We start from the raw sequence: 21820 nt of genomic DNA, 5'->3' as shown, positions 1-21820 counted from the left end.
AACATGGGTGCGGATATTTCCTAGGTTTTACGGGAATGTCAACTGCAAGTTATGCGATGACTTCCTGCCATCACCCAGATCCCTTGTGGGAGCGAGCCTGCTCGCGAATGCGGACTTTCATCCGACAACGTTGTCGACTGATACACCGCTTTCGCGAGCAGGCTCGCTCCCACAGGGGAAAAGTGTTTTAGCAATGAATTTGCGGCAAACTTCACCCACTCTCCGTACAAGGCCTTGCAATGGATCAATACGCCCCGCGCAACTGGCAGCCCCACGAAAAGCCCAGTCTGCCCGGTTCCCCCTCGACGCCGTTGCACTCCAACCCCAAGCGTCTGGCCTATGCGCTGGTCGGTTTGCTGGTGGCGGTGACCGGTGGTCTGGGCAACTCGCTGGTGGTGGCCAACCTGCCTTATCTGCAAGGAGCACTCGGCGCGACCACGGCGGAAATGGCCTGGTTACCGGCGGCGTACGTGATGACCAACGTGTCGATGAACCTGCTGCTGGTGAAGTTTCGCCAGCAGTTCGGTTTGCGTGCGTTCACCGAAGTGTTCCTGGTGTTGTATGCGCTGGTGACCTTCGGCCATTTGTTCGTCAATGACCTCAATTCGGCGGTGGCGGTGCGCGCGGCCCACGGCATGGTCGGCGCGGCGCTGAGTTCGCTGGGCCTGTATTACATGGTCCAGGCGTTCCCGGCGAAGTGGCGGCTGAAGGCGCTGGTGCTTGGCCTCGGCACTTCACAACTGGCGCTGCCATTGGCGCGATTATTTTCCGAAGACTTGTTGCAGATCGCCGAATGGCGCGGCTTGTACCTGTTCGAACTGGGCATGGCACTGCTCTCGCTAGGCTGCGTATTGATGCTCAAGTTGCCGCCCGGCGACCGCTTCAAAACCTTCGAAAAACTCGACTTTCTCACCTTCGCCATTCTCGCCACCGGCGTGGCGCTGCTGTGTGCGGTGTTGTCGCTGGGGCGGATTGACTGGTGGCTGGAGGCCAACTGGATCGGCTATGCGCTGGCCGCCTCGATTGCCTTGATCCTCGCCGGTCTGGCCATCGAACATAACCGCAGCAACCCGCTGCTGATGACCCGTTGGCTTGGCAGCGGGACGATGATCCGCCTGGCGCTGGCGGTGACCCTGATTCGCATGGTCACCTCGGAACAGTCCACCGGTGCCGTGGGTTTTATGCAGAACCTGAACATGGGCTATGAGCAGTTGCACAGCCTGTACGTGGTAATGCTGATCGGCAGCGTCGCGGGGTTGTTGACCAGCGCACTGACGATCGACCCCAAGCACCTGCTGATGCCGTTGATCATCTCGCTGGGCCTGATGGCCACCGGTTCGGTGATGGACAGTTTTTCCAACAACCTGACCCGGCCGGAAAACCTCTATTTCAGTCAGTTTCTGCTGGCCTTCGGCAGCACGTTTTTCCTCGGTCCGACCATGGTTTTCGGCACCCGTAACGTGCTGACCAATCCGCGCAATCTGGTGAGCTTTTCCGTGCTGTTCGGGATCTGCAATAACCTGGGCGGCCTGCTGGGCGCGGCACTTCTGGGCACTTTTCAGATCGTCCGGGAAAAATTTCATTCCAGTCAAATCGTTGAGCACCTGACGCTGTCTGACCCCTTGGTGGCTGCACGCGTGCAGAGCGGCGGCTCGGCGTACGGTTCGCTGTTGGCCGACCCGAGTCTGCGCAACCTTGCGGGGATTCGCAGCCTGGCCAACGCCGCCACCCGTGAGGCCAACGTGCTGGCCTACAACGATGTGTTCATGCTGATCGCCGTGATTGCGGTGCTGACCATGATCTGGCTGTCCATTCGTGCGCTGTGGCTGATGAGCACCACCAAAGCCGTCGCTCCAGCGCCTTCCGTACCTCCTAGCGGTGCCTCTACTTCATGACCGAACCGACCACCACAACCACCAATGCCATTGCCGCCACGCCCGAAGGCGTCGCGCCGCCGTCCTCGCCGAATACCGAGCCACGCTCGCTGGGGGTGCGGATTATTTCCTCGCTGGGCTTTGCCGCGATCGCCATCGTCGGTGTGTTGATCGTGCTGTATGCCTGGCAATTGCCGCCGTTCAGCAGTGCGGTGGAAACCACGGAGAACGCGCTGATTCGTGGCCAGGTGACGATCATCGGCCCGCAACTCGCCGGTTATGTCTATGAAGTGCCGGTGCAGGATTTCCAGTACGTGAAGGCCGGTGATTTGCTCGTGCGCCTCGACGACCGCATCTATCAGCAACGCCTCGATCAATCGTTGGCGCAACTGGCGGTGCAGAAAGCTGCATTGGCCAATGTGGTGCAGCAACGCAACAGCGCCGAGGCGACGATCAAATTGCGTCAGGCGGTGCAGGCCGACAGCGAAGCGCAGTTGCGCAAAAGCGAGGCCGATTTGCGCCGTAATCAGGAATTGGTGCGCGACGGTTCGGTGTCCAAGCGTGAGATGGATGTAGCTCTGGCGGCGAATGCGCAAAGTGTTGCGGGGGTGGCGCAGGCCAAGGCCAATCTGGAAATCGCCCGTCAGGATCTGCAAACGGTGATCGTCAATCGTGGCTCGCTGGAAGCGGCGGTAGCCAGCGCCGAAGCAGCGGTGCAACTGGCGCGGATCGATTTGTCGAATACGCGCATCGTTGCCCCGCGTGACGGTCAGCTCGGGCAGATCGGCGTGCGCCTCGGTGCCTACGTCAACTCCGGGGCGCAGTTGATGGCGTTGGTGCCGAACCAGAAATGGGTGATCGCCAACATGAAGGAAACCCAGATGGATAATGTGCGGGTCGGGCAACCGGTGCGCTTCACTGTCGATGCCTTGAACCACCGCAAATTCACCGGGCATGTGCAGCATATTTCCCCGGGGACGGGGTCGGAATTTGCCTTGTTACAGGCGGATAACGCTACTGGCAACTTTGTGAAAATTGCTCAGCGGGTGCCGGTGCGAATCACCATTGATGCGGATCAGCAGGAAGAGGAACGGTTGCGGCCGGGGATGTCGGTGGTGGTCAGCATTGACACCGCAGCAGGCGACACCCAACCCCACTGACCCAATGCATAACCTTGTGGGAGCGAGCCTGCTCGCGAAAGCGTCGTATCAGTCACATTTCTTTATCTGACACACCGCTTTCGCGAGCAGGCTCGCTCCCACATTTGAACTGTGTTTATCCAGCGGTCATCGGGGGCAGGGTGCCGAGCAGGGAGACGGCCGCCACCGCGCCAATGCCCAGCAGCCATTCGAGCATCACACTGCGCCTGAGCGCGCCCATGCGCTGTTCGCAATCATCAATCCTCAAGCGATTGAACAGCGCCAGCCCAAGCATTGCCAGCACGATCAGCGCCTTGATCAACAGAATCAACGCAAACCCGCTGAACAACGGCGTTGGCCACCACTGGCCGGTCAGCACGCGCACGTTGATCAAACCCGTCAGCAGCAGCCCGGCGACCAGCGCATAACCGATCCCGCTGAAGCGCCGCAAAACCTCATGCATCGGCTCCGTCGGCTGACGCAGAATCATCACCAGCAACAACAACCCGCCAAGCCATGCGGCCACGCAGGTCAGATGAACGATCTGGTTGAGAATCAGCAATTGCCCGCTCACACCATCGAGCATGGCGCCATGCCCGACCGGTGCGAGGGTCGCCAGCAGCAAGCCGCTCAAGCCCAACCGCAACGGCATGCTCGAGCGCCAAGGTGTGAACAACAAGGCCAGCAGCGCGGCATTGATCAGCAGATGCCAACGCCACACCTGACCAAAAAACGTATGGCCCAGCACCAGCGCAACCGTGTCCGGATCAAACGCCGCCGTAGCCGAGCCGGCCATGCTCGCAGTTATCAAAAGTGCCCAGACAATCCCGCTGAGCAGCGCCACGACAGCCAGCCAACGCGCCAGTCGCGCCAGGTGCCGGTCCACTTGCAGCGCTTCATCCTTGAGCAGCAACGGCCTGAACAGCCAGGCCCCGAACAGCATCAACACCACGATGAAATGCACAAAGCGGCACAGCACCAGCGCTTCACTCATGAATTACTGGCCCACCTTGAACTGATAGGCGCCTTCGCTGTTGTGCGTATCCACCGACACCGCGCGCCATTCGACTTTGTATTCGCCGGCCGTCAGTGGTGCGACGGGGGTGACGATCAGGGTTTTCTTGTCGCTCTCGGTTCTCAAGGGTTTGAGCACGACCGGTGCGCCATCGTGTGTCACGGTGACTTTGGTTAACTCGACTTCCACGCCTTCGGAAAAGGTCAGGCGCAAATCGGCGGGTGCGGCGACGGTGCTGTCGGCCGCCGGGGTCTGGCTTTTCAGGTGGGCGTGGGCAAATACCGAAGATGCGGCGAACAGCGAAGCGAGCAGGGCAGTGGCAGTCATGGCGTTCTTGAACAGCATCGCAAATACCTCTGAGGCAGGATCAAAGAGTCGTCAGTTTAGCCATCCGCTCACGCCAGTACGAAGTTTTGTTTGCAGCGGTCGCCCGCGGACCAGAGCGGATGCTAGTCTTGGGCAACGCTGTTGTCAGGGAGCCCTCATGGGCAATCACAAGATCGAGATTCGTCGCAATAACGTCGAGAAAATCCTCCTGGCGGCGGAAAAAGTCTTCGCCGAAAAAGGCTTCGGCGGCACCGCCATGGCGGACATCGCCGCTGAAGTGCAATTGCCGCGCTCCAACCTGCATTACTACTTCTCAACCAAGAGCGAGCTGTACAGTGCGGTGCTGTTCGACCTGCTGGAATTGTGGAAACAGGACGCGCTGTGCTTCGAAATGTTCGACGATCCGCGCGTGGTGCTGAGCAGTTACATCCGCGCCAAGATGAATCACTCGCGCAGTCGGCCGTATGGTTCGAAAGTCTGGGCCAACGAAATCATCCACGGTGCGCCAACGTTGGGCGAGGCGCTGGATGTCAGCCTGTATGACTGGGCGAAGATGAAGGAAGCGAAGATTCGCCAGTGGGTCGAGGATAAACGGATTCTGCCGGTGGAGCCGTCGAGTCTGCTGTACATGATCTGGGCGTCGACCCAGCACTATGCCGACTTTGATCATCAGGTGAATATTCTGAATGAACATCAGCCGTTGTCGGACATGCAGTTTGAGCGGGCGGTGCAGACGGTGACGAGTGTGATTTTGCGTGGGATCGGGCTGGAGCCCTGAAGCAAAAGCTGACCCTCACCCCAGCCCTCTCCCAGAGGGAGAGGGGGCCGACCGAGGTGTCTTGAGAGGTACATCGACCTGAAAAAACCAGTCGATTATGGATTCAAGGCAGTTCGTGCCTGTGCATGTATCAATTATGGATATAAAGCCTCCTTACCTGTGAACCCCAGTCGATGCCGGATTCACAACAGCACTTTCAAGTCGGCGGAGTTTTGCAGCATCCCCCAATCAGTCCCCTCTCCCTTTGGGAGAGGGTTAGGGTGAGGGGGCTGTTGGATCAGTCGGCGATCTAGACCGCAACGTGATACGGATTCCGCGGATCATGATTCCAGTCCAGAAACGGCTTGCCAGTCTCCATCGTCACCATCTCGATGCAATCCGCCACCGGACAAGTGATCTGGCACAAGTTACAACCCACACACTCGTCATCAATCACTTCATATTTATGCGTGCCGTCCGCCTGCTTCAGACTGCCGATCGCCTGGTGTGAAGTGTCCTCGCAAGCAATGTGGCAACGCCCGCAACCAATGCACGCCTCCTGATCAATCTTCGCGATCACCTGATAGTTGATGTCGAGGTACTTCCAGTCCGTGGTATTGCCCACCGCACGCCCGGAAAACTCGGCAATGTTGGCGTAACCCTGACTGTCCATCCACCGCGACAACCCGTCCTTCATCTCCTCGACAATGCGAAAACCATGCAGCATCGCCGCCGTGCACACCTGCACCGCGCCGCTGCCCAGCGCCATGAACTCCGCCGCATCGCGCCAACTGCCGATGCCGCCAATGCCGCAGATCGGCAGGCCCTGCGTCTCTGGATCGCGGGCGATTTCGGCGACCATGTTCAGCGCAATCGGCTTCACCGCCGAGCCACAATAACCACCATGGGTGCTTTTGCTGCCGACGGTGGGCAGGGCGACCATGTGCTCCAGATCGACACTGGTGATCGAGTTGATCGTATTGATCAGCGACACCGCATCGGCGCCACCGCGATGGGCCGCGCGGGCGGCGACGCGGATGTCGGTGATGTTCGGTGTCAGTTTGACGATCACCGGCAGCGAGCAATAGGTCTTGCACCAGCGCGTCACCTGCTCGACGTACTCCGGCACCTGACCGACCGCCGCGCCCATACCACGCTCGGGCATGCCGTGCGGGCAGCCGAAATTCAGTTCGATGCCGTCAGCACCGGTGGCTTCGACCAGCGGCAGGATGTGTTTCCACGACTCCTCGACGCACGGCACCATCAGCGAAACGATCAGCGCGCGGTCCGGCCAATCCTTTTTCACCTGAGTGATTTCGCGCAGGTTGATTTCCAGCGAACGGTCGGTGATCAACTCGATATTGTTGATGCCCAGCACTTCACGGTTATTGCCGTAATGCGCCGAATAACGCGACGACACGTTGACCGCCGCCGGATCCTCACCGAGGGTTTTCCAGACCACGCCACCCCAGCCCGCCTCGAAAGCGCGGACGACGTTATAAGCTTTGTCGGTCGGTGGCGCGGAGGCCAGCCAGAACGGATTCGGCGCTTTGATGCCAGCGAAGACAATCGACAGATCGGCCATTTACGCAGCCTCCACATTAAGCATCAGTTGAACGTTGATCGCCTCGGCGGCGCGTTTGCCGTGCTGCACGGCTTGCACGGTGAGGTCTTGATCGAGGCTGGTGCAGTCACCACCGGCGTATACGCCGGGGATGCTGGTGCGCAGGTTTTCGTCGACCTGAATGCGCTCGCCCTGGCGCTTGAGTTCGCGGGCTAGCGGGTCGGCGAGGGCGCTGCCGTCGAAGGACTGGCCGATGGCTTTGAAGATCGCATCGGCGGCCAGTTCGAAGGTCTCGCCGGTGGTTTGCAGGCGACCGTCAACCAGATCGGTGCGGGCGAAACGCATGCCGCGCACGTGGCCATGATCGTCGAGCAGCACCTCTTCCGGTTGCGCCCAGGTCAGCAGGCGTACCTGATTGGCTTTGGCGATGTCTTGTTCATGACCGGTGGCGCCCATGTCCGCCGCGCCACGGCGATACACCAGATTGACGTCGCGAGCACCGAGGCGAGACATTTGCACGGCCATGTCGATCGCCGTGTTGCCGGCGCCGAGCACGATGCAGCGCTCGGCCAAAGGCAGTTGCGTGAGGTCATCGGCCTGTCGCAGTTCGCGGATGTAGTCGGTGGCAGCGAGCAGGCCCGGCGCATCTTCATGGGCCAAACCGAGCTGCTTGCTGGCGTTGAGGCCGAGGCCGAGGAACACTGCGTCGAACTGTTGATGCAGTTCGCTCAGCGTCAGATTCTCGCCGAGCTTGTGCCCGTGACGAATCTCGATGCCGCCAATCTGCAGGAGAAAATCCAGCTCCTTCTGCGCGTAGTCGTCGACCAGTTTGTACTTGGCGATCCCGTACTCATTGAGACCACCAGCCTTCTCCCGTGCTTCGAAAATCACCACGTCATGCCCGTGCATGGCGCTGCGATGTGCACAGGACAAACCGGCCGGTCCGGCGCCGACCACGGCAATGCGTTTACCGCTGGCGGCGGCGCGCTGGAATGGGTGTTCGCTGAAATGTGCATTGTCGACGGCATAGCGTTGCAGCAGGCCGATCAGCACCGGCGCGCATTCCTGAGCGTTGTTGCGCACGCAGGCTTGCTGGCAAAGGATTTCGGTCGGACACACTCGGGCGCAACTGCCACCGAGGATGTTCGCCGAGAGGATTTTTTGCGCCGCACCCGGAACGTTGTCCTGATGGATATTACGGATGAACGAGGGGATGTCGATCTCGCTCGGGCACGCATTCACGCACGGCGCGTCGTAGCAATACAGGCAGCGCGAGGCTTCCAGATGCGCCTGCCGATCATTGAGCGGCGGTGCCAGATCGGTGAAATGCCCGGCGAGGGCGGCCGCGCTTTCGTGCGGGTGGGGGAGATGGTTGAGGGTCTCGATCACGGTTTTGTGCCTCACGGTTTTTGAGGTTCTCTGCCTCTGTCGGGCAGTGGTTTGATCGTTCCCACGCAGAGCGTGGGAACGATCATCTTCTGGGGATCAGCGTTTCACAGCAGTGGGCCGGTGCATCTCAGCCCGCTTGCTCAGCAAATCAAACACCGCCGGGTACGCCGGCCGTTCGATATACCGCCCGGCACCGCGCTCGGCGCGCAGGTCGCCATCGGCCCAGACCACCCGGCCCTGGCTGACGGTATGGCTCGGCACGCCGCGCACGGTCTTGCCTTCGAAGATGTTGAAGTCCACCTGCTGATGGTGGGTCTTGGCGGAAATGGTGCGGGTGCCTTGCGGATCCCACAGCACCAGATCGGCGTCGGCGCCGACGCGAATCGCGCCTTTACGCGGATAGAGATTGAAGATCTTCGCGGTGTTGGTGGAAGTGAGGGCGACGAAATCCTGCATCGATAAACGCCCGCTGTTGACGCCTTCGTCCCAAAGCACCGCCATGCGATCTTCGATACCCGCCGTACCGTTGGGAATCTTGCTGAAGTCATCGCGCCCGGCGGCTTTTTGCTCGGCGCAGAAACAGCAGTGGTCGGTGGCGGTGGTGTGCAGATTGCCGTTTTGCAGCCCGTGCCACAGTGCTTCCTGATGACCGCGCGGGCGGAACGGCGGGCTCATCACGTAACCGGCAGCGGTCTGCCAGTCGGGGTGCTGATAAACGCTGTCGTCGAGCAGCAAATGCCCGGCCAATACTTCGCCGTAAACCGGCTGACCCTTGCTGCGCGCATAGGTGATTTCGTCGAGGGCTTCCTTGGTCGAGACGTGTACCAGGTAAAGCGGTGTGCCGATGGTTTCAGCGATACGAATCGCCCGACTCGCCGCTTCACCTTCAACCTGCGACGGACGCGACAGCGGATGCGCTTCCGGCCCGGTGATGCCTTGGGCCATCAACTTGCGTTGCAGGTGATAAACCAATTCACCGTTTTCCGCATGCACGGTCGGCACCGCGCCGAGTTCCAGGCAGCGCTCGAAACTCGCCACCAGCGTGTCATCGGCAGCCATGATCGCGTTCTTGTAGGCCATGAAATGCTTGAAGCTGTTGATGCCGTGATGGCTGACCAGCTCGGCCATTTCCTCACGCACCTGCTCGCTCCACCAGGTGATGGCGACGTGGAAGCCATAGTCGGAGGCGGACTTTTCCGCCCAGCCGCGCCACTGATGAAACGCTTCCATCAGCGACTGCTGCGGATTGGGAATCACAAAGTCGATGATCGATGTGGTGCCACCGGCCAGACCGGCCGCCGTGCCACTGTAGAAATCCTCACTGGCCACGGTGCCCATGAACGGCAGTTGCATGTGGGTGTGCGGATCGATGCCGCCGGGCATCAGGTATTGGCCGCTGCCGTCGAGGACTTCGGCGCCGGCGGGAACATCAAGGTTTTCACCGATGGCTTTGATCACGCCGTCGGCGCAATAGACGTCGGCGCGATAACTTTCATCATGGGTAACAACGGTGGCGCCACGGATCAACAGAGACATTCCGAGTTCCTCGCAGGCATTGACCGACTTGTGCCGGTTCTAGATGTTTTATTGATGGACAGCGTTACAGGTCGTATTCCTGTCAGTGCTGTCAGGAATAGAAGCTAGTCGCAGATTTGCAATAGATCAAGATTATTTTTTATAAGCTTATGACTGTTTTAAGTGTATGAAAAATAACGATAAAAACTGTAAATCACCAAAATGGTGAGGCCGTTCACCATTTTGACGCACTTGACAGGATGGAAATATGAGCAAGATTTCCTATGTGAAATCAGCCGCTTGAAGTTGAGCTGCGGTTGCTCGCTCACGATGAAAATAAATGCAGTGCACCAGATTGAGTCCTGTCTGTTCGGACAACTTGCCAAGTGTTTAGCCTGAGCACCCAGACAAGTTTCCGCGAACTCATCCGGTGAATAATTAAAACTGATGAATATCAGAAAGTTGCAAAGCGTTTAACCCTCGGTCCGATGCGTAAGCGGGGCACCCGGCACGTTTATTGATGCCGCCGCTGACACCATGGCCGGTGCACGAAAGTTGTCAGTTCCTCCGGCCATCGTCCGGCTCGCACCCTCGTGTGCAAGCCGCCTGATGAGCAAAAAAATAATCAGAAGAACAGTGGAGCGGCCATGCAACAGATCAGATCGCAAGTGACCGAGCGCGACGGCTTGTTCGAGCTTGAAGCCGGCAGCGACGTCCTCGACAGTCCCCGTTACAACCACGACATGGCACCGACCAAGGTGCGCGAACGAACCTGGAACAAATGGCACATCACCGCGCTGTGGGTCGGCATGTCGATCTGCGTGCCGACCTACACCCTCGGTGGCGTGCTCACCGCGTACTTCGGTCTGACTGTTGGTGAAGCGCTGCTGGCAATTCTGTTCGCCAACATCATCGTGTTGGTGCCGCTGACGCTCAATGCGTTTCCCGGCACCAAGTACGGCATTCCATTTCCGGTGCTGCTGCGCTCGTCGTTCGGCATTCTCGGCTCCAACGTGCCGTGCCTGATCCGCGCACTGGTGGCGTGTGGCTGGTTCGGTATCCAGACGATGTTCGGCGGGTTGGCCATTCACCTGTTTCTCGGCTCGATTTTCGAGGGCTGGAAATCCCTCGGCGGCACGGGGGAGGTGATTGGCTTCATGATCTTCTGGGCGCTGAACCTGTGGGTGGTGATTCGTGGCGCCGAGTCGATCAAGTGGCTGGAAACCTTGTCGGCGCCGTTGCTGGTGGCGGTCGGTATCGGTCTGCTGGTGTGGGCGATGCCCAATGTGTCGATGACTGAACTGCTGGCGATCCCGCCGAAGCGTCCGGAGGGCGCCAGTGTGGTGAGTTACTTTGCCGCCGGGTTGACCGCGATGGTCGGTTTCTGGGCGACGTTGTCGCTGAACATTCCCGACTTCAGCCGTTACGCCAAGAGCCAGAAAGATCAGATTCTCGGGCAGATTTTCGGCCTGCCGCTGACCATGTTTCTGTTCGCGTCCCTCGGCGTGATCATGACTGCCGCGTCGGTGAAACTGGTCGGTGTGACCGTCTCCGATCCGGTCACACTGATCGGGCATATCCAGAGCCCGGTGTGGGTGGCGGTGGCGATGGCGTTGATCATCATCGCCACGCTGTCGACCAACACCGCCGCGAACATTGTTTCGCCGACCAATGACTTCCAGAACATCGCGCCCAAGGTCATCAATCGCACTAAAGCGGTGTTGCTGACCGGCATTGTCGGGCTGGCGCTGATGGGCCATGAGCTGCTGAAAAAACTCGGTTTGATCGTCTCCGATGTCAGCCTGGAAACCGTGTATTCCAATTGGCTGCTGGGTTATTCGAGCCTGCTCGGGCCGATCGCCGGGATCATGGTGGTGGACTATTTCCTGATCAAGAAACAGCAACTGGACCTGGCCGGGTTGTACCGCGACGACGTCTATCCAGCGTGGAACTGGGCCGGGTTTATCGCGTTCGGGGTGCCGGTGGTGCTGACCTTGCTGTCGCTGGGCAGCGATGCGTTCAGCTGGTTCTACAGCTATGGCTGGTTCACCGGCTCGGCGCTGGGCGGGATTATTTATTACGGGTTGTGCGTGATGCGTGCGCAGCCCTCTGCCGTTAAAACAGCGGTGTAACACATGATCGTTCCCACGCTCTGCGTGGGAATGCAGCCCGGGACGCTCCGCGTCCCAACAGCCGAACGCGGAGCGTCCATGGATAATTTCCCACGCAGAGCGTGGGAACTATCGGTATCAGCACTGAGGAGATCCCCATGAACGCAGCCGTAGACGTTCTGCAATCGAGCCATCAGCACATCAACCGCGACCGCTTATGGGCGTCGCTCATGGAACTGGCCAAACTCGGCGCCACGGTCAAGGGCGGTGTCTGTCGCCTGGCCCTGACCGATCTCGACCGCCAGGCCCGCGACCTGTTCGTGCAATGGTGCAAGGACGCCGGATGCAGCGTCACGGTCGATGCGGTCGGCAACATCTTCGCCCGTCGCCCCGGGCGCAATCCGAACCTGCCGCCGGTAATGACCGGCAGCCACATCGACACCCAACCCACCGGTGGCAAGTTCGACGGCTGCTTCGGCGTGCTCGCCGGTGTCGAAGTCCTGCGCACGCTCAACGACCTCGGTGTGGAAACCGAAGCGCCGCTGGAAGTGGTGGTCTGGACCAACGAAGAAGGCTCGCGTTTCGCTCCGTGCATGATGGGCTCCGGCGTGTTTGCGGAGAAATTCACCCTCGAAGAAACCCTCGCCAAAGTCGATGCCGACGGCGTGACTGTGGGTGAAGCGCTCAATGCGATCGGCTACGCCGGTTCACGCAAGGTCAGCGGGCATCAGGTCGGCGCGTATTTCGAGGCGCACATCGAACAAGGTCCGATCCTCGAAGATGAGCAGAAAACCATCGGCGTGGTGCTCGGTGCATTGGGGCAGAAGTGGTTCGACCTCAAGCTGCGCGGCGTCGAGGCGCATGCTGGCCCGACGCCGATGCACCTGCGCAAAGATGCACTGGTCGGCGCCTCGGTGATCGTCGGTGCGGTCAACCGCGCCGCCCTTGGCCACCAACCGCATGCTTGCGGCACCGTCGGCTGCCTGCAAGCCTATCCCGGGTCGCGCAACGTCATCCCCGGCGAAGTGCGCATGACCCTCGATTTCCGTCATCTGGAACCGGCGCGCCTGGACTCGATGATCGCTGAAGTAAAGCAAGTCATCGACGCCACCTGCGAAGAACACGGCCTGACTTATGAACTGACCCCGACCGCTGACTTCCCGCCGCTGTACTTCGAAAAAGGCTGCGTGGAAGCCGTGCGCGGCGCGGCGAAAGGGCTGGGTTTGTCGAATATGGACATCGTCAGCGGCGCCGGCCATGACGCGATTTTCCTCGCCGAACTCGGCCCGGCCGGGATGATCTTCGTGCCGTGCGAAGGCGGCATCAGCCACAACGAAATCGAAAACGCCGCGCCGGATGATCTGGCGGCGGGGTGTGCGGTGTTGTTGCGGGCGATGCTGGCGGCTTCGGCGATGGTCGCGGGAGGGCAGCGGGCGGCTTGAAGATCAAAAGATCGCAGCCTTCGGCAACTCCTACAGGGAAACCATAAGTCCTGTGCAGGAGCTGCCGGAGGCTGCGATCTTTTTGCCGTCACCACAGCGTCATGAAAATGTGATGGGCCGCGATAGCCGTTGTATCGCCGTCAATATTGCGCAAGGAAGACCTGAAACCGGGGCTTGTGCGATCAATCACTGCGCACCAAACACCATCGTCCAGTAAACCCCTTCATCACTGCGTGCCTCACTGGCAAACCCGGCGCCGACCTGGGTAAACATCGGGTTCATCAGATTGGCGCAATGCCCGGGGCTGGCCAGCCATCCGGCCATGGCCTTGCCCGGTGAACTCTGTCCGGCGGCGATGTTTTCGCCAATTTGCCGACCGCGATAGCCGGCCGCGCGGGCGCGATCGGCGGGCATGTCGCCGTCCGGATCGCGGTGGGCGAAGTAGTTGCCGTAAGCCATGGCTTTGCTGTGCCCCTGTGCGGCGGCGCCCAGCGCGGCGTTCCAGCTCAACGGCCGGGCGGCGGCGAAGCGCTGGCGTCCGCACATCCGTGGCCGGGCGCGCGCGGCATTGACCTCAGCGAGCAAGGCCTTGCCGACGCTGCGGTTATCGCCAACGCGGCTGTCGAGCACCGGTTGCGCCAACACCACTTGCCATTCATTGCGCGAACGACTGACACCGATGTCGGCGTAGCTCGCATCCAGCAGCGCGGCGCAGTGCTCGTCTTGCAGCAGGTCGAAAGCCTCTTCGGCGTCCTCGGCGCCGATCACGCGAATACTGCGCACCGCCACGGCGGAATAACCGGACGACTTCAACGCTTCACGCATGCCCCCGGCGTAGCGATAACCGATCGGCAAGGCCAGGTTCGACTTCAGCGCCAACGGTGCCAGCCGTTGCGCCGGGCGTCGATCACAGCGTTGCGGATGGGCACGATAGTCGTTGATGGCAGCCACCAGTTGCCGCTCCGCACCGGCAAGGGCGGTTTCAGCGAACAGCGGCGAAAGGATCAGCAGGCACAGCGAAACCAAGCGAGACGAACGAACGGCGTGGCGCATGAGACGGGCAGCTCTGAAGGAGGACAGCGAAAAAGTTGAGTGAACCGCAGAAAGCGGCGCGAGTAGGACTGGGGAATCGGGACTTGGTTCACCGATTCAATACATCCCCCATCCACTGCAAATACTGCGCACGATCCGAGATCGAGTTATGCCCCGAATCCGGCACCACCCTGAGCACCGCCACGCCTTGCGGGAAGTTCTCCAGCAAACGCTGCGTGCTGGCGCGCGGAATCACCTCGTCGTCACTGGCCGCCAGCAGCAACGTCGGCACGCGGATATGCTCGGCGTATTTGCCGGATTCGAAGCGATCCTTGAGCAACCATTTCACCGGCACCCACGGATATTGCTGCGCCGCGATTTCTTCGAGGCTGTTGTAAGGCGTCACCAGAATCAGCTGTTGCACCGGTCGCTGACTGGCCAGACGCACGGCGACGCCCGATCCCAGGCTGCGGCCAATTAGCGAAATCTGCGGGTGGCTGGCGTACACCTGATCGAACAGCGCCAAGGCATCCTCGGCAATCGCCGCTTCGGACGGGGAACCACTGCTGCCACCAAAGCCGCGATAGTTGAGCAGATACACCGCGTATTCGGGAAACGCCTCGGCAAACTCCGGCAGATTGTGCGACACGTCCTCGGCATTACCACCGAAATAGATCAGCGCCCGCGGCCCGACACGCTCGCGGGTGACCACCGAAACCTGCGCATCCGGCATCGACAGGGTTATCCGGGAATCAGCGGTGTTGACGGCATTGGGCTGCGGAAAATAGATCAGTGAGCGCTGAAAAAAGAACAGCGCCGCGCACAGCACCAGGTACACGGCAACGATCAATGCGACGAGTGACATCAGGGTTCGGGACATTCGGCTACTTTTAACGGTGTGTGAAGGATCGCTGTCGCAGTGTAGTCCAGCCCTGCAACCGGGCCGCTCGCACACACAACAGGCAACAGATCCACGCAGCAGGGGAACCAGCATGAGCCACACTGAGGGTTACTCCCGTCGCCGATTGCTCACGCTGGCTGCCGGGGTTTCGGCGGTCTTCACCTTTGATCGGGCGTTGGCCACCGCGACGACGCCCGCGACCACCGGAGGCCACGCCATGCAGACCCGCGCCATCCCGTCCAGCTCCGAATTGCTACCCATCGTGGGCTTGGGCACCTATCGCGGTTTCGATGTCGCCCCCGGTGATCCGGCCTATCGGCAACTACCGGCAGTGCTCGATGAGCTGTTCACCAAGGGCGGCACGCTGATCGACAGTTCACCGATGTACGGCCGTGCCGAACAGACCACCGGCGAACTGCTGTCGATCCACGAACCACGCTCGCCGGCGTTTCTGGCGACCAAGGTGTGGACGCGCGGGCGCAAGGAAGGCATTGCGCAGATGGAGCAGTCGTTCAGCCTGCTGCGCACCGAACGCATCGACCTGATGCAGATCCACAACCTGCTCGACTGGCAAACCCACCTGCCGACCCTGCGTGAATGGAAAGCCCAGGGGCGCATACGTTACATCGGCATCACCCATTACACGGACTCGGCCTATGAAGAAGTCGAAGCGGTGCTGAAGGCCGAACAACTGGATTTTCTGCAAATCAATTACGCCCTCGATGACCGAGGCGTGGAAAAACGCATTCTGCCTTTGTGTCGCGAGCGTGGCGTGGCAGTGATCTGTAATCGGCCGTTCGGCGGCGGGGGACTGCTGGCGCGGCTCAAAGGCAAACCGCTGCCGGGCTGGGTGTCGGATGTGCAGGTCAACAGCTGGCCGCAACTGGCGCTGAAGTTTCTGCTCTCACATTCGGCGGTGACTTGCGTGATACCCGGCACGGGCAATCCGCGTTACATGGCCGACAACGCCAAGGCCGGGTTCGGGCCGATGCTCACCGATGCGCAACGGCATCAGTTGATTGCGTTGCTGGGTTGATCGATCTCGTAGACGGTGCTCAACCGCGATAGCGCAACGCCTCCAGCAGCAACGCAAACGCCGGTGCCGCCTGGCGCCGGCTCGGGTAATACAGGTGATAACCGGCAAACGTCGGGCACCAGTCTTCCAGCACTTGCAGCAGACGGCCATCCGCCAGATACGGCGCGACGATGTTTTCCGGGATGTAACTCAGTCCGAAACCGTCCAATGCGGCATCCAGCAACGGGTAGACGCCGTTCAAGGTGACCTGTCCGGCGACCCGCACTTTCAGGCTTTCGCCATCCTTCTCGAACTCCCAGCTGTACAACCCGCCATTGGTGGGCAGGCGCAGGTTGTTGCAGGCGTGCTCGGTCAGGTCGCGTGGCGTTTGCGGCGGGATTCGTTTGGCGAAATAGGCAGGTGAGCCGACTACAGCCATGCGCATGTCCGGGCCGATGCGGGTGGCGATCATGCCTTGCGCGACGTCTTCGCCCAGACGCACGCCAGCGTCGAAACCCTGGCCGGCGATGTCGACGAAACCATAGTCGCAGCTCACCTCAACGCTGATGTCCGGGTACTGGGGCAGAAAGGTTTTGAGCACCGGGCGCAGCAGCCAATCCAGCGAATGGTCGGTGGCGTTGAGGCGGATCTTGCCGGCCGGGGTGTCGCGCAGGTTGCTCAGGGCGGCGAGTTCCACTTCGATTTCTTCGAAACGCGGGCCGATGGTTTGCAGCAGGTGTTCGCCGGCTTCGGTGGGCGAGACGCTGCGGGTGGTACGGGTCAGCAGGCGCAGGCCCAAACGCGCTTCGAGTGCGCGGATGGTATGGCTCAGTGCCGATTGAGAAACGCCGAGTTTGGCGGCAGCTTTGGTGAAACTGCGTTCGCGGGCCACGGCGAGGAAGGCGAGCAGATCGGTGGCGTTTTCCCGAAGCATTGATGAGTGTCCTGCATAAGTTTTTTTGAATTCTAGTCGATTATCGGAAGAGTTTGGCTGGGTAAAGTAGTGGCATTGATTATCTGGAGGAATTGCCATGAACCCGATTGCCGCTTCTGCGTTGACCCTTTCCCTGCTGGCAAGTGAGGTGCAGGCCAATGAATCCCCGCGTGTGACGGTCACGCCCAATGGTTCGCAACCTTCGGCCAAAGGCCCGGCGGACTGGTTCGTTGGCACTGTCCGTGTCGATGGGCCGTTCAAAGGCACTGAAGACGCGCGAGTCAGTGGCGCGACGGTGACGTTTGAGCCAGGGGCGCGTACTGCGTGGCATACCCATCCGTTAGGGCAGACATTGATCGTCACGGCCGGTTCCGGTTTTGTGCAGGAATGGGGGCAGCCGGTGCGTGAGATTCGCCCTGGCGATACGGTGTGGATCGCGCCGGGAGCCAAGCATTGGCACGGGGCGGCGCCCACCACGGCGATGAGCCATATTGCTATCGCTGAAGTACTGGATGGCAAAGTAGTGGATTGGATGGAGCAGGTGAGTGATGAGCAGTATTCGCGTTCCGAGTGAAGCGCTTCCCTCACCCCAGCCCTCTCCCGGAGGGAGAGGGGGCCGACCGCAGTGTCTTGCGTCATACATCGACCTGAAATGGCTATGTCGATTATGGATTCACAGCAGGACGTTCAAGTCGGTGAAATTCTCCAGTTTCCCTCACCCCAGCCCTCTCCCAGAGGGAGAGGGAGCCGACCGAGGTGTCTGGCGTTATCCATCGACCTGAAAGTGCTCTATCGATTATGGATTCACAGCAGGACGTTCAAGTCGGTGCAGCTCCTGAATATCCCCCAATCGGTCCCCTCTCCCTCTGGGAGAGGGCTAGGGTGAGGGGCTTTTAACGGGTCATCACATCATCTCCGGCAACGACGACAAGATTTTGTCCAGCGTAATCGGATATTCCCGCACCCGCGCCCCCGTGGCGTTGTAAATCGCATTCGCCACCGCCGCACTGACCCCGCAAATCCCCAATTCACCAACACCCTTGGCCTTCATTGGCGAAGACACCGGATCGGTCTCATCAAGGAAAATCACCTCCTGATGCGGGATGTCGGCATGCACCGGCACTTCATACCCGGCCAGATCATGATTGACGAAAAAGCCGAGTTTCTTGTCCACTGCCAGCTCTTCCATCAACGCCGCACCGACGCCCATGGTCATCGCGCCGATCACCTGACTGCGCGCCGCTTTCGGGTTGAGAATCCGCCCGGCCGCGCACACCGCCAACATGCGACGCACACGCACTTCACCGGTCGCGGCATCCACCGCCACCTCAACGAAATGCGCACCAAAGGTCGACTGCTGATATTTCTCGGCCAGATCACCGAACTCGATGCTGTCCTCGCCGACCAGTGCGCCGCCTTCAGCCGCATTGCGCAACGGCACGCTCTTGCTGCCGACCTGTACCTGACCGTCGACAAACTCCGCCTGTTCCGCCGCCATGCCCAACTTGCCAGCCACCGCTTCACGCAGTTTCATGCAGGCGGCGTACACCCCGGCGGTCGAGCAGTTGGCACCGAATTGCCCGCCGGAACCTGCCGACACCGGGAAGCTCGAATCGCCCAGATGCACGCTCACATCCTTCAAGCTAACCCCCATCATCTCGGCGGCGGTTTGCGCGATGATCGTGTAACTGCCAGTGCCGATATCGGTCATGTCGGTTTCAACAGTGATTTTGCCATCGCGCTCCAGCCGCACCCGCGCACCGGACTTGACCAACAGGTTGTTGCGGATTGCCGCCGCGACACCCATACCGATCAGCCAGCGACCTTCTCGACGTGTTCCCGGTTGCGCATTGCGCTTGTCCCAGCCGAATTTCTCGGCACCGGTCTGCAGGCATTCGATCAGGCGCCGCTGCGAAAACGGCCGCTCGGTTTTCACCGGGTCGACTTGTGTGTCGTTGAGAATGCGGAACTGGATCGGATCGAGTTTGAGCTGTTCGGCCATCTCGTCCATGGCAATTTCCAGCACCATCAGCCCTGGGGTTTCGCCGGGCGCACGCATGGCGTTGCCTTCGGGTAGATCCAGCGGCGCCAGACGCATGCTGACCTGCCGGTTCTCGGCGGCGTACAGCAACTGACTCGGTTGCGCCGCGACCTCGACCTTGCCTTCAGCCAAGTTGCCCGACCAGCCCTCGTGGGCAATCGCCGTGAGTTTGCCGTCCGCTGTCGCGCCCATGCGAATGCGCTGAATCGTCGCCGGGCGGTGGGTGGTGTTGTTGGCGATCTGCGGGCGGGCGAGGGCGACCTTCACCGGCCTGCCGGCCATCCGCGCACCGAGGGCGGCAAGGATCGCATCGGCGCGCACGAACAGTTTGCCGCCGAAACCACCGCCAATGTAGGGCGAAATCAGCCGCACCTTTTCCTTGGGTAAGCCGAGCGTCGTGGCGATGTCACCGACGCTCCAGGCGATCATTTGATTGGATGTCCACAAGGTCAGTTGATCGCCTTTCCACGCCGCCAGTGTGGCGTGCGGCTCCATCATCGCGTGGGACTGATCCGGCGTGGTGTAGGTCTGGTCGAACTGCACCGGCGCAGCGGCAAACGCTTTGGCGAAATCACCGTGGCTGACGTCGGGCAGCTCCTCTTTCGGTTCGACGCCTTTATCGCGCACGCTGGCCAGATCGAATTCGCCCTTGGCGGCGACGTAATCGACCTTGACCATCTGCGCAGCCGCACGGGCTTGCTCGAACGTCTCGGCGACCACCAGCGCAACCGCCTGGTGGTAGTGCTGAATCTCCGGCCCGGCCAATAAATGCGCGGCGTTGTATTTACCTTTGCCCAGTTTGCCGGCGTTGGCGGCGGTGACGATGGCCAGCACACCCGGCGCGGCTTTCGCCTGTTCAAGATCAATGTTGTTGATCCGGCCTTTGGCGATGGCTGAGCCGACCATAAAGCCGTAAGCCTGATTGTCCACTGCCTCATGCTGTTCATAGGCGTAAGGCGCCTGGCCGCTGGTTTTTAGCGGGCCTTCGATGCGATCGGTGGGTTGGCCGATGACCTTCAACTGGTCGATCGGGTTGGTGGTGGCGGGCGTGTCGAATTTCATGCTTCATCCCTCGCTTGCGCCAACACCGAACCGAGCGTGCGCTCGACCAGGGTCAGTTTGAATTGGTTGTCGTGGGTTGGCGTGGCGCCGTCGAGCAGGCGTGCGCTGACGGCTTTGACGCCTTGGGGCAGCAACGCTTCGGCGGCTTCAACCCGCCATGGTTTCGGCGCGATACCGCCGACGGCGATGCGGCCGCTGCCGTCCTTTTGCAGGATCAGACCGACCGACACTAAGGCGAACGCGTAGGACGAGCGATCGCGCACTTTGTGATAAACGTGGCTGCCGCCAAGCGGTGCGGGCAGCGTCACCGAGGTGATGAATTCGCCGGGTGTCAGGCTGGTTTCGATGTTCGGCGTGGTGCCGGGCAACTGATGGAAATCGGCCATGGCGATGCTGCGGGTCGTGCCATCGGGCTTTACCGTTTCAATCTGCGCATCGAGGGCGCGCATGGCGATCGCCATGTCACTCGGGTGCGTGGCGATGCACGCGTCGCTGACGCCGATAATCCCCAACTGCCGACTGACCCCGCCAATCGCTGCACAACCGCTGCCGGGTTGGCGTTTGTTGCAGGCTTGATTTGTGTCGTAAAAGTACGGGCAGCGCGTGCGTTGCAGCAGGTTGCCGGCGGTGCTCGCCATATTGCGCAACTGCCCGGAAGCCCCGGCGAGCAGGGCGCGGGAAAGCAGAGCATAGTCTTTGCGGACGCGCGCGTCGGCGGCCAGATCGGTGTTACGCACCAGTGCGCCGATGCGCAAGCCTCCTTCGGGCGTGGCTTCGATCTGGTCCAGACCGAGGTGATTGACGTCGATCAGGTGCAACGGGGTCTCGATGTCGAGTTTCATCAGGTCGAGCAGATTGGTGCCGCCAGCGATAAACCGTGCGCCTTCGACCTGCGCAGCTTGTGCGGCGGCAGCGGCGGGGGAGTCGGCGCGGCTGTAATTGAACGGTCTCATGATTGCACCTGCGCGACTTCAGTGATGGCTTCGATGATGTTCGAGTAAGCGCCGCAGCGGCAGATATTGCCGCTCATGCGCTCCTGAAACTCACTGGCAATCAGTTGCGGTTGCTCGGTCAGGCTGGGGCTGACGTGACTGGGAATACCGTCGCGGATCTCTTTGATCACCGCCACCGCCGAGCAGATCTGCCCCGGTGTGCAATAGCCGCACTGATAGCCGTCATGCTTGATGAACGCGGCTTGCATCGGGTGCAGATTTTCAGGCATGCCGAGGCCTTCAATGGTCGTAATCTCGCTGCCTTCGTGCATCACCGCCAGGGTCAGGCACGAGTTGATGCGTCGACCATCAGCGATCACCGTGCAGGCGCCACACTGGCCGTGGTCGCAGCCTTTTTTGCTGCCGGTCAGGTGCAGGTGCTCGCGCAGGGCATCAAGCAGGGTGGTGCGGGTGTCGACGTCAAGCGCACGCGGCTTGCCGTTGACGTTGATCGTCACTTTGCTCATGGCCGGTTGCTCCAGATTGGCCGCGTAGGCCTTGAGGCTGATAAACGGCGGCATCGCGAAGGCGGTGGCGGTCACGGCGCCGAGGATCAGAAATCCGCGTCGGGAAATCGTCATGGTTCGATTCCTTTTCTCTCTTCATCAGGGCAGCAGGGTCGTGGATGGCCCAAACGGGCAGCCAGCGTCATCGCCGGTCTCGTTAAGGAGTGACTACTGGAGAGAGGAAAAGGTTTTTGCGGATTTGCG

At 60.6% G+C, this 21820-nt stretch carries 18 protein-coding genes; 7 read left to right on the top strand and 11 right to left on the bottom strand.

Features of this window, described 5'->3' with window-relative positions:
• Positions 1-239: 239 nt before the first annotated feature.
• On the top strand, positions 240-1895 hold the full coding sequence (locus CCX46_RS18530) for an MFS transporter (protein WP_127928749.1): 1656 nt from the start codon (positions 240-242) through the stop codon (positions 1893-1895).
• Positions 1892-3034, top strand: coding sequence for an HlyD family secretion protein (locus tag CCX46_RS18525; RefSeq protein ID WP_127928747.1), 1143 nt, complete (start codon positions 1892-1894; stop codon positions 3032-3034). The genes CCX46_RS18530 and CCX46_RS18525 overlap by 4 nt, the downstream gene beginning before the upstream one ends.
• 115 nt (positions 3035-3149) lie before the next feature.
• Here CCX46_RS18525 and copD read toward each other — a convergent pair whose 3' ends face one another.
• Together copD and copC are read right to left on the bottom strand one after the other, a co-directional pair.
• Complete coding sequence (gene copD, locus CCX46_RS18520) at positions 3150-4007, bottom strand: copper homeostasis membrane protein CopD (protein ID WP_127928745.1); 858 nt, start codon at positions 4005-4007, stop codon at positions 3150-3152.
• 3 nt (positions 4008-4010) lie between these two features.
• Positions 4011-4373: a copper homeostasis periplasmic binding protein CopC gene (gene copC, locus CCX46_RS18515; protein WP_127928742.1), complete on the bottom strand. Its 363-nt coding sequence runs from the start codon at positions 4371-4373 to the stop codon at positions 4011-4013.
• A 139-nt stretch (positions 4374-4512) separates the two neighbouring features.
• On the opposite strand from copC, the gene CCX46_RS18510 reads away from it, so the two are divergent.
• A complete protein-coding gene (locus CCX46_RS18510) occupies positions 4513-5133 on the top strand; it encodes a TetR/AcrR family transcriptional regulator (protein ID WP_127928740.1) in 621 nt (206 codons plus the stop codon).
• 289 nt (positions 5134-5422) lie between these two features.
• Here the strand turns inward: CCX46_RS18510 and preA are convergent, their stop codons facing one another.
• The 3 genes from preA to hydA all read right to left on the bottom strand — a co-directional run bounded on the left by preA (position 5423) and on the right by hydA (position 9601).
• Positions 5423-6697, bottom strand: a complete 1275-nt coding sequence (preA, locus tag CCX46_RS18505; protein WP_127928738.1) for an NAD-dependent dihydropyrimidine dehydrogenase subunit PreA — start codon at positions 6695-6697, stop codon at positions 5423-5425.
• Entirely contained in the window at positions 6698-8065 is a 1368-nt protein-coding gene (locus CCX46_RS18500) for an NAD(P)-dependent oxidoreductase (RefSeq protein ID WP_127928736.1), read from the bottom strand.
• 96 nt (positions 8066-8161) lie between these two features.
• Positions 8162-9601 carry a dihydropyrimidinase gene (gene hydA / locus CCX46_RS18495; RefSeq protein ID WP_127928734.1) on the bottom strand — a complete coding sequence of 480 codons (1440 nt, stop codon included), beginning with the start codon at positions 9599-9601 and terminating at the stop codon, positions 8162-8164.
• Between the two features lie 626 nt (positions 9602-10227).
• Between hydA and CCX46_RS18490 the strand changes: the two genes are divergently transcribed.
• On the top strand, positions 10228-11712 hold the full coding sequence (locus tag CCX46_RS18490) for an NCS1 family nucleobase:cation symporter-1 (RefSeq protein WP_127928731.1): 1485 nt from the start codon (positions 10228-10230) through the stop codon (positions 11710-11712).
• A gap of 137 nt (positions 11713-11849) precedes the next feature.
• Positions 11850-13133: a Zn-dependent hydrolase gene (locus CCX46_RS18480; RefSeq protein WP_127928729.1), complete on the top strand. Its 1284-nt coding sequence runs from the start codon at positions 11850-11852 to the stop codon at positions 13131-13133.
• A gap of 186 nt (positions 13134-13319) precedes the next feature.
• Here CCX46_RS18480 and CCX46_RS18475 read toward each other — a convergent pair whose 3' ends face one another.
• A complete protein-coding gene (locus CCX46_RS18475) occupies positions 13320-14186 on the bottom strand; it encodes a CAP domain-containing protein (protein WP_127928727.1) in 867 nt (288 codons plus the stop codon).
• Positions 14187-14274: 88 nt separating this feature from the next.
• A complete protein-coding gene (locus CCX46_RS18470; protein WP_127928725.1) occupies positions 14275-15045 on the bottom strand; it encodes an alpha/beta hydrolase in 771 nt (256 codons plus the stop codon).
• A gap of 112 nt (positions 15046-15157) precedes the next feature.
• Between CCX46_RS18470 and CCX46_RS18465 the strand changes: the two genes are divergently transcribed.
• The gene (locus tag CCX46_RS18465) at positions 15158-16102 is read left to right on the top strand and encodes an aldo/keto reductase (RefSeq protein ID WP_177413866.1); all 945 of its coding nucleotides are present in this window, start codon (positions 15158-15160) and stop codon (positions 16100-16102) included.
• Positions 16103-16121: 19 nt separating this feature from the next.
• Here CCX46_RS18465 and CCX46_RS18460 read toward each other — a convergent pair whose 3' ends face one another.
• A complete protein-coding gene (locus CCX46_RS18460) occupies positions 16122-17015 on the bottom strand; it encodes a LysR family transcriptional regulator (protein WP_127928724.1) in 894 nt (297 codons plus the stop codon).
• Between the two features lie 97 nt (positions 17016-17112).
• Between CCX46_RS18460 and CCX46_RS18455 the strand changes: the two genes are divergently transcribed.
• Positions 17113-17589, top strand: coding sequence for a (R)-mandelonitrile lyase (locus tag CCX46_RS18455; RefSeq protein ID WP_127928722.1), 477 nt, complete (start codon positions 17113-17115; stop codon positions 17587-17589).
• Between the two features lie 330 nt (positions 17590-17919).
• On the opposite strand, the gene paoC is transcribed toward CCX46_RS18455, so the two are convergent.
• From paoC to paoA, 3 genes are read right to left on the bottom strand one after another with little or no spacing between them, the layout of a single operon-like run.
• On the bottom strand, positions 17920-20118 hold the full coding sequence (paoC, locus tag CCX46_RS18450) for an aldehyde oxidoreductase molybdenum-binding subunit PaoC (RefSeq protein ID WP_127928719.1): 2199 nt from the start codon (positions 20116-20118) through the stop codon (positions 17920-17922).
• Entirely contained in the window at positions 20115-21071 is a 957-nt protein-coding gene (locus tag CCX46_RS18445; protein WP_127928716.1) for an FAD binding domain-containing protein, read from the bottom strand. The genes paoC and CCX46_RS18445 overlap by 4 nt, the downstream gene beginning before the upstream one ends.
• Positions 21068-21691, bottom strand: coding sequence for an aldehyde dehydrogenase iron-sulfur subunit PaoA (paoA, locus tag CCX46_RS18440; RefSeq protein ID WP_127928714.1), 624 nt, complete (start codon positions 21689-21691; stop codon positions 21068-21070). Before paoA ends, CCX46_RS18445 begins: the two co-directional genes overlap by 4 nt.
• Between the last annotated feature and the right edge of the window lie 129 nt (positions 21692-21820).

Origin of the sequence: Pseudomonas sp. RU47, from assembly GCF_004011755.1 — a bacterium.
Taxonomy (GTDB): Bacteria; Pseudomonadota; Gammaproteobacteria; order Pseudomonadales; family Pseudomonadaceae; genus Aquipseudomonas.
This window is presented reverse-complemented; position numbering and strand designations above follow the sequence as displayed.

What these genes read in the sequence shown, in the direction of transcription:
- CCX46_RS18530 (WP_127928749.1), top strand. Translation starts at nt 240, where the DNA reads ATGGATCAATACGCCCCGCGCAACTGGCAGCCCCACGAAAAGCCCAGT.
- CCX46_RS18525 (WP_127928747.1), top strand. Translation starts at nt 1,892, where the DNA reads ATGACCGAACCGACCACCACAACCACCAATGCCATTGCCGCCACGCCC.
- copD (WP_127928745.1), bottom strand. Translation starts at nt 4,007, where the DNA reads ATGAGTGAAGCGCTGGTGCTGTGCCGCTTTGTGCATTTCATCGTGGTG.
- copC (WP_127928742.1), bottom strand. Translation starts at nt 4,373, where the DNA reads ATGCTGTTCAAGAACGCCATGACTGCCACTGCCCTGCTCGCTTCGCTG.
- CCX46_RS18510 (WP_127928740.1), top strand. Translation starts at nt 4,513, where the DNA reads ATGGGCAATCACAAGATCGAGATTCGTCGCAATAACGTCGAGAAAATC.
- preA (WP_127928738.1), bottom strand. Translation starts at nt 6,697, where the DNA reads ATGGCCGATCTGTCGATTGTCTTCGCTGGCATCAAAGCGCCGAATCCG.
- hydA (WP_127928734.1), bottom strand. Translation starts at nt 9,601, where the DNA reads ATGTCTCTGTTGATCCGTGGCGCCACCGTTGTTACCCATGATGAAAGT.
- CCX46_RS18490 (WP_127928731.1), top strand. Translation starts at nt 10,228, where the DNA reads ATGCAACAGATCAGATCGCAAGTGACCGAGCGCGACGGCTTGTTCGAG.
- CCX46_RS18480 (WP_127928729.1), top strand. Translation starts at nt 11,850, where the DNA reads ATGAACGCAGCCGTAGACGTTCTGCAATCGAGCCATCAGCACATCAAC.
- CCX46_RS18475 (WP_127928727.1), bottom strand. Translation starts at nt 14,186, where the DNA reads ATGCGCCACGCCGTTCGTTCGTCTCGCTTGGTTTCGCTGTGCCTGCTG.
- CCX46_RS18470 (WP_127928725.1), bottom strand. Translation starts at nt 15,045, where the DNA reads ATGTCCCGAACCCTGATGTCACTCGTCGCATTGATCGTTGCCGTGTAC.
- CCX46_RS18465 (WP_177413866.1), top strand. Translation starts at nt 15,158, where the DNA reads ATGAGCCACACTGAGGGTTACTCCCGTCGCCGATTGCTCACGCTGGCT.
- CCX46_RS18460 (WP_127928724.1), bottom strand. Translation starts at nt 17,015, where the DNA reads ATGCTTCGGGAAAACGCCACCGATCTGCTCGCCTTCCTCGCCGTGGCC.
- CCX46_RS18455 (WP_127928722.1), top strand. Translation starts at nt 17,113, where the DNA reads ATGAACCCGATTGCCGCTTCTGCGTTGACCCTTTCCCTGCTGGCAAGT.
- paoC (WP_127928719.1), bottom strand. Translation starts at nt 20,118, where the DNA reads ATGAAATTCGACACGCCCGCCACCACCAACCCGATCGACCAGTTGAAG.
- CCX46_RS18445 (WP_127928716.1), bottom strand. Translation starts at nt 21,071, where the DNA reads ATGAGACCGTTCAATTACAGCCGCGCCGACTCCCCCGCCGCTGCCGCC.
- paoA (WP_127928714.1), bottom strand. Translation starts at nt 21,691, where the DNA reads ATGACGATTTCCCGACGCGGATTTCTGATCCTCGGCGCCGTGACCGCC.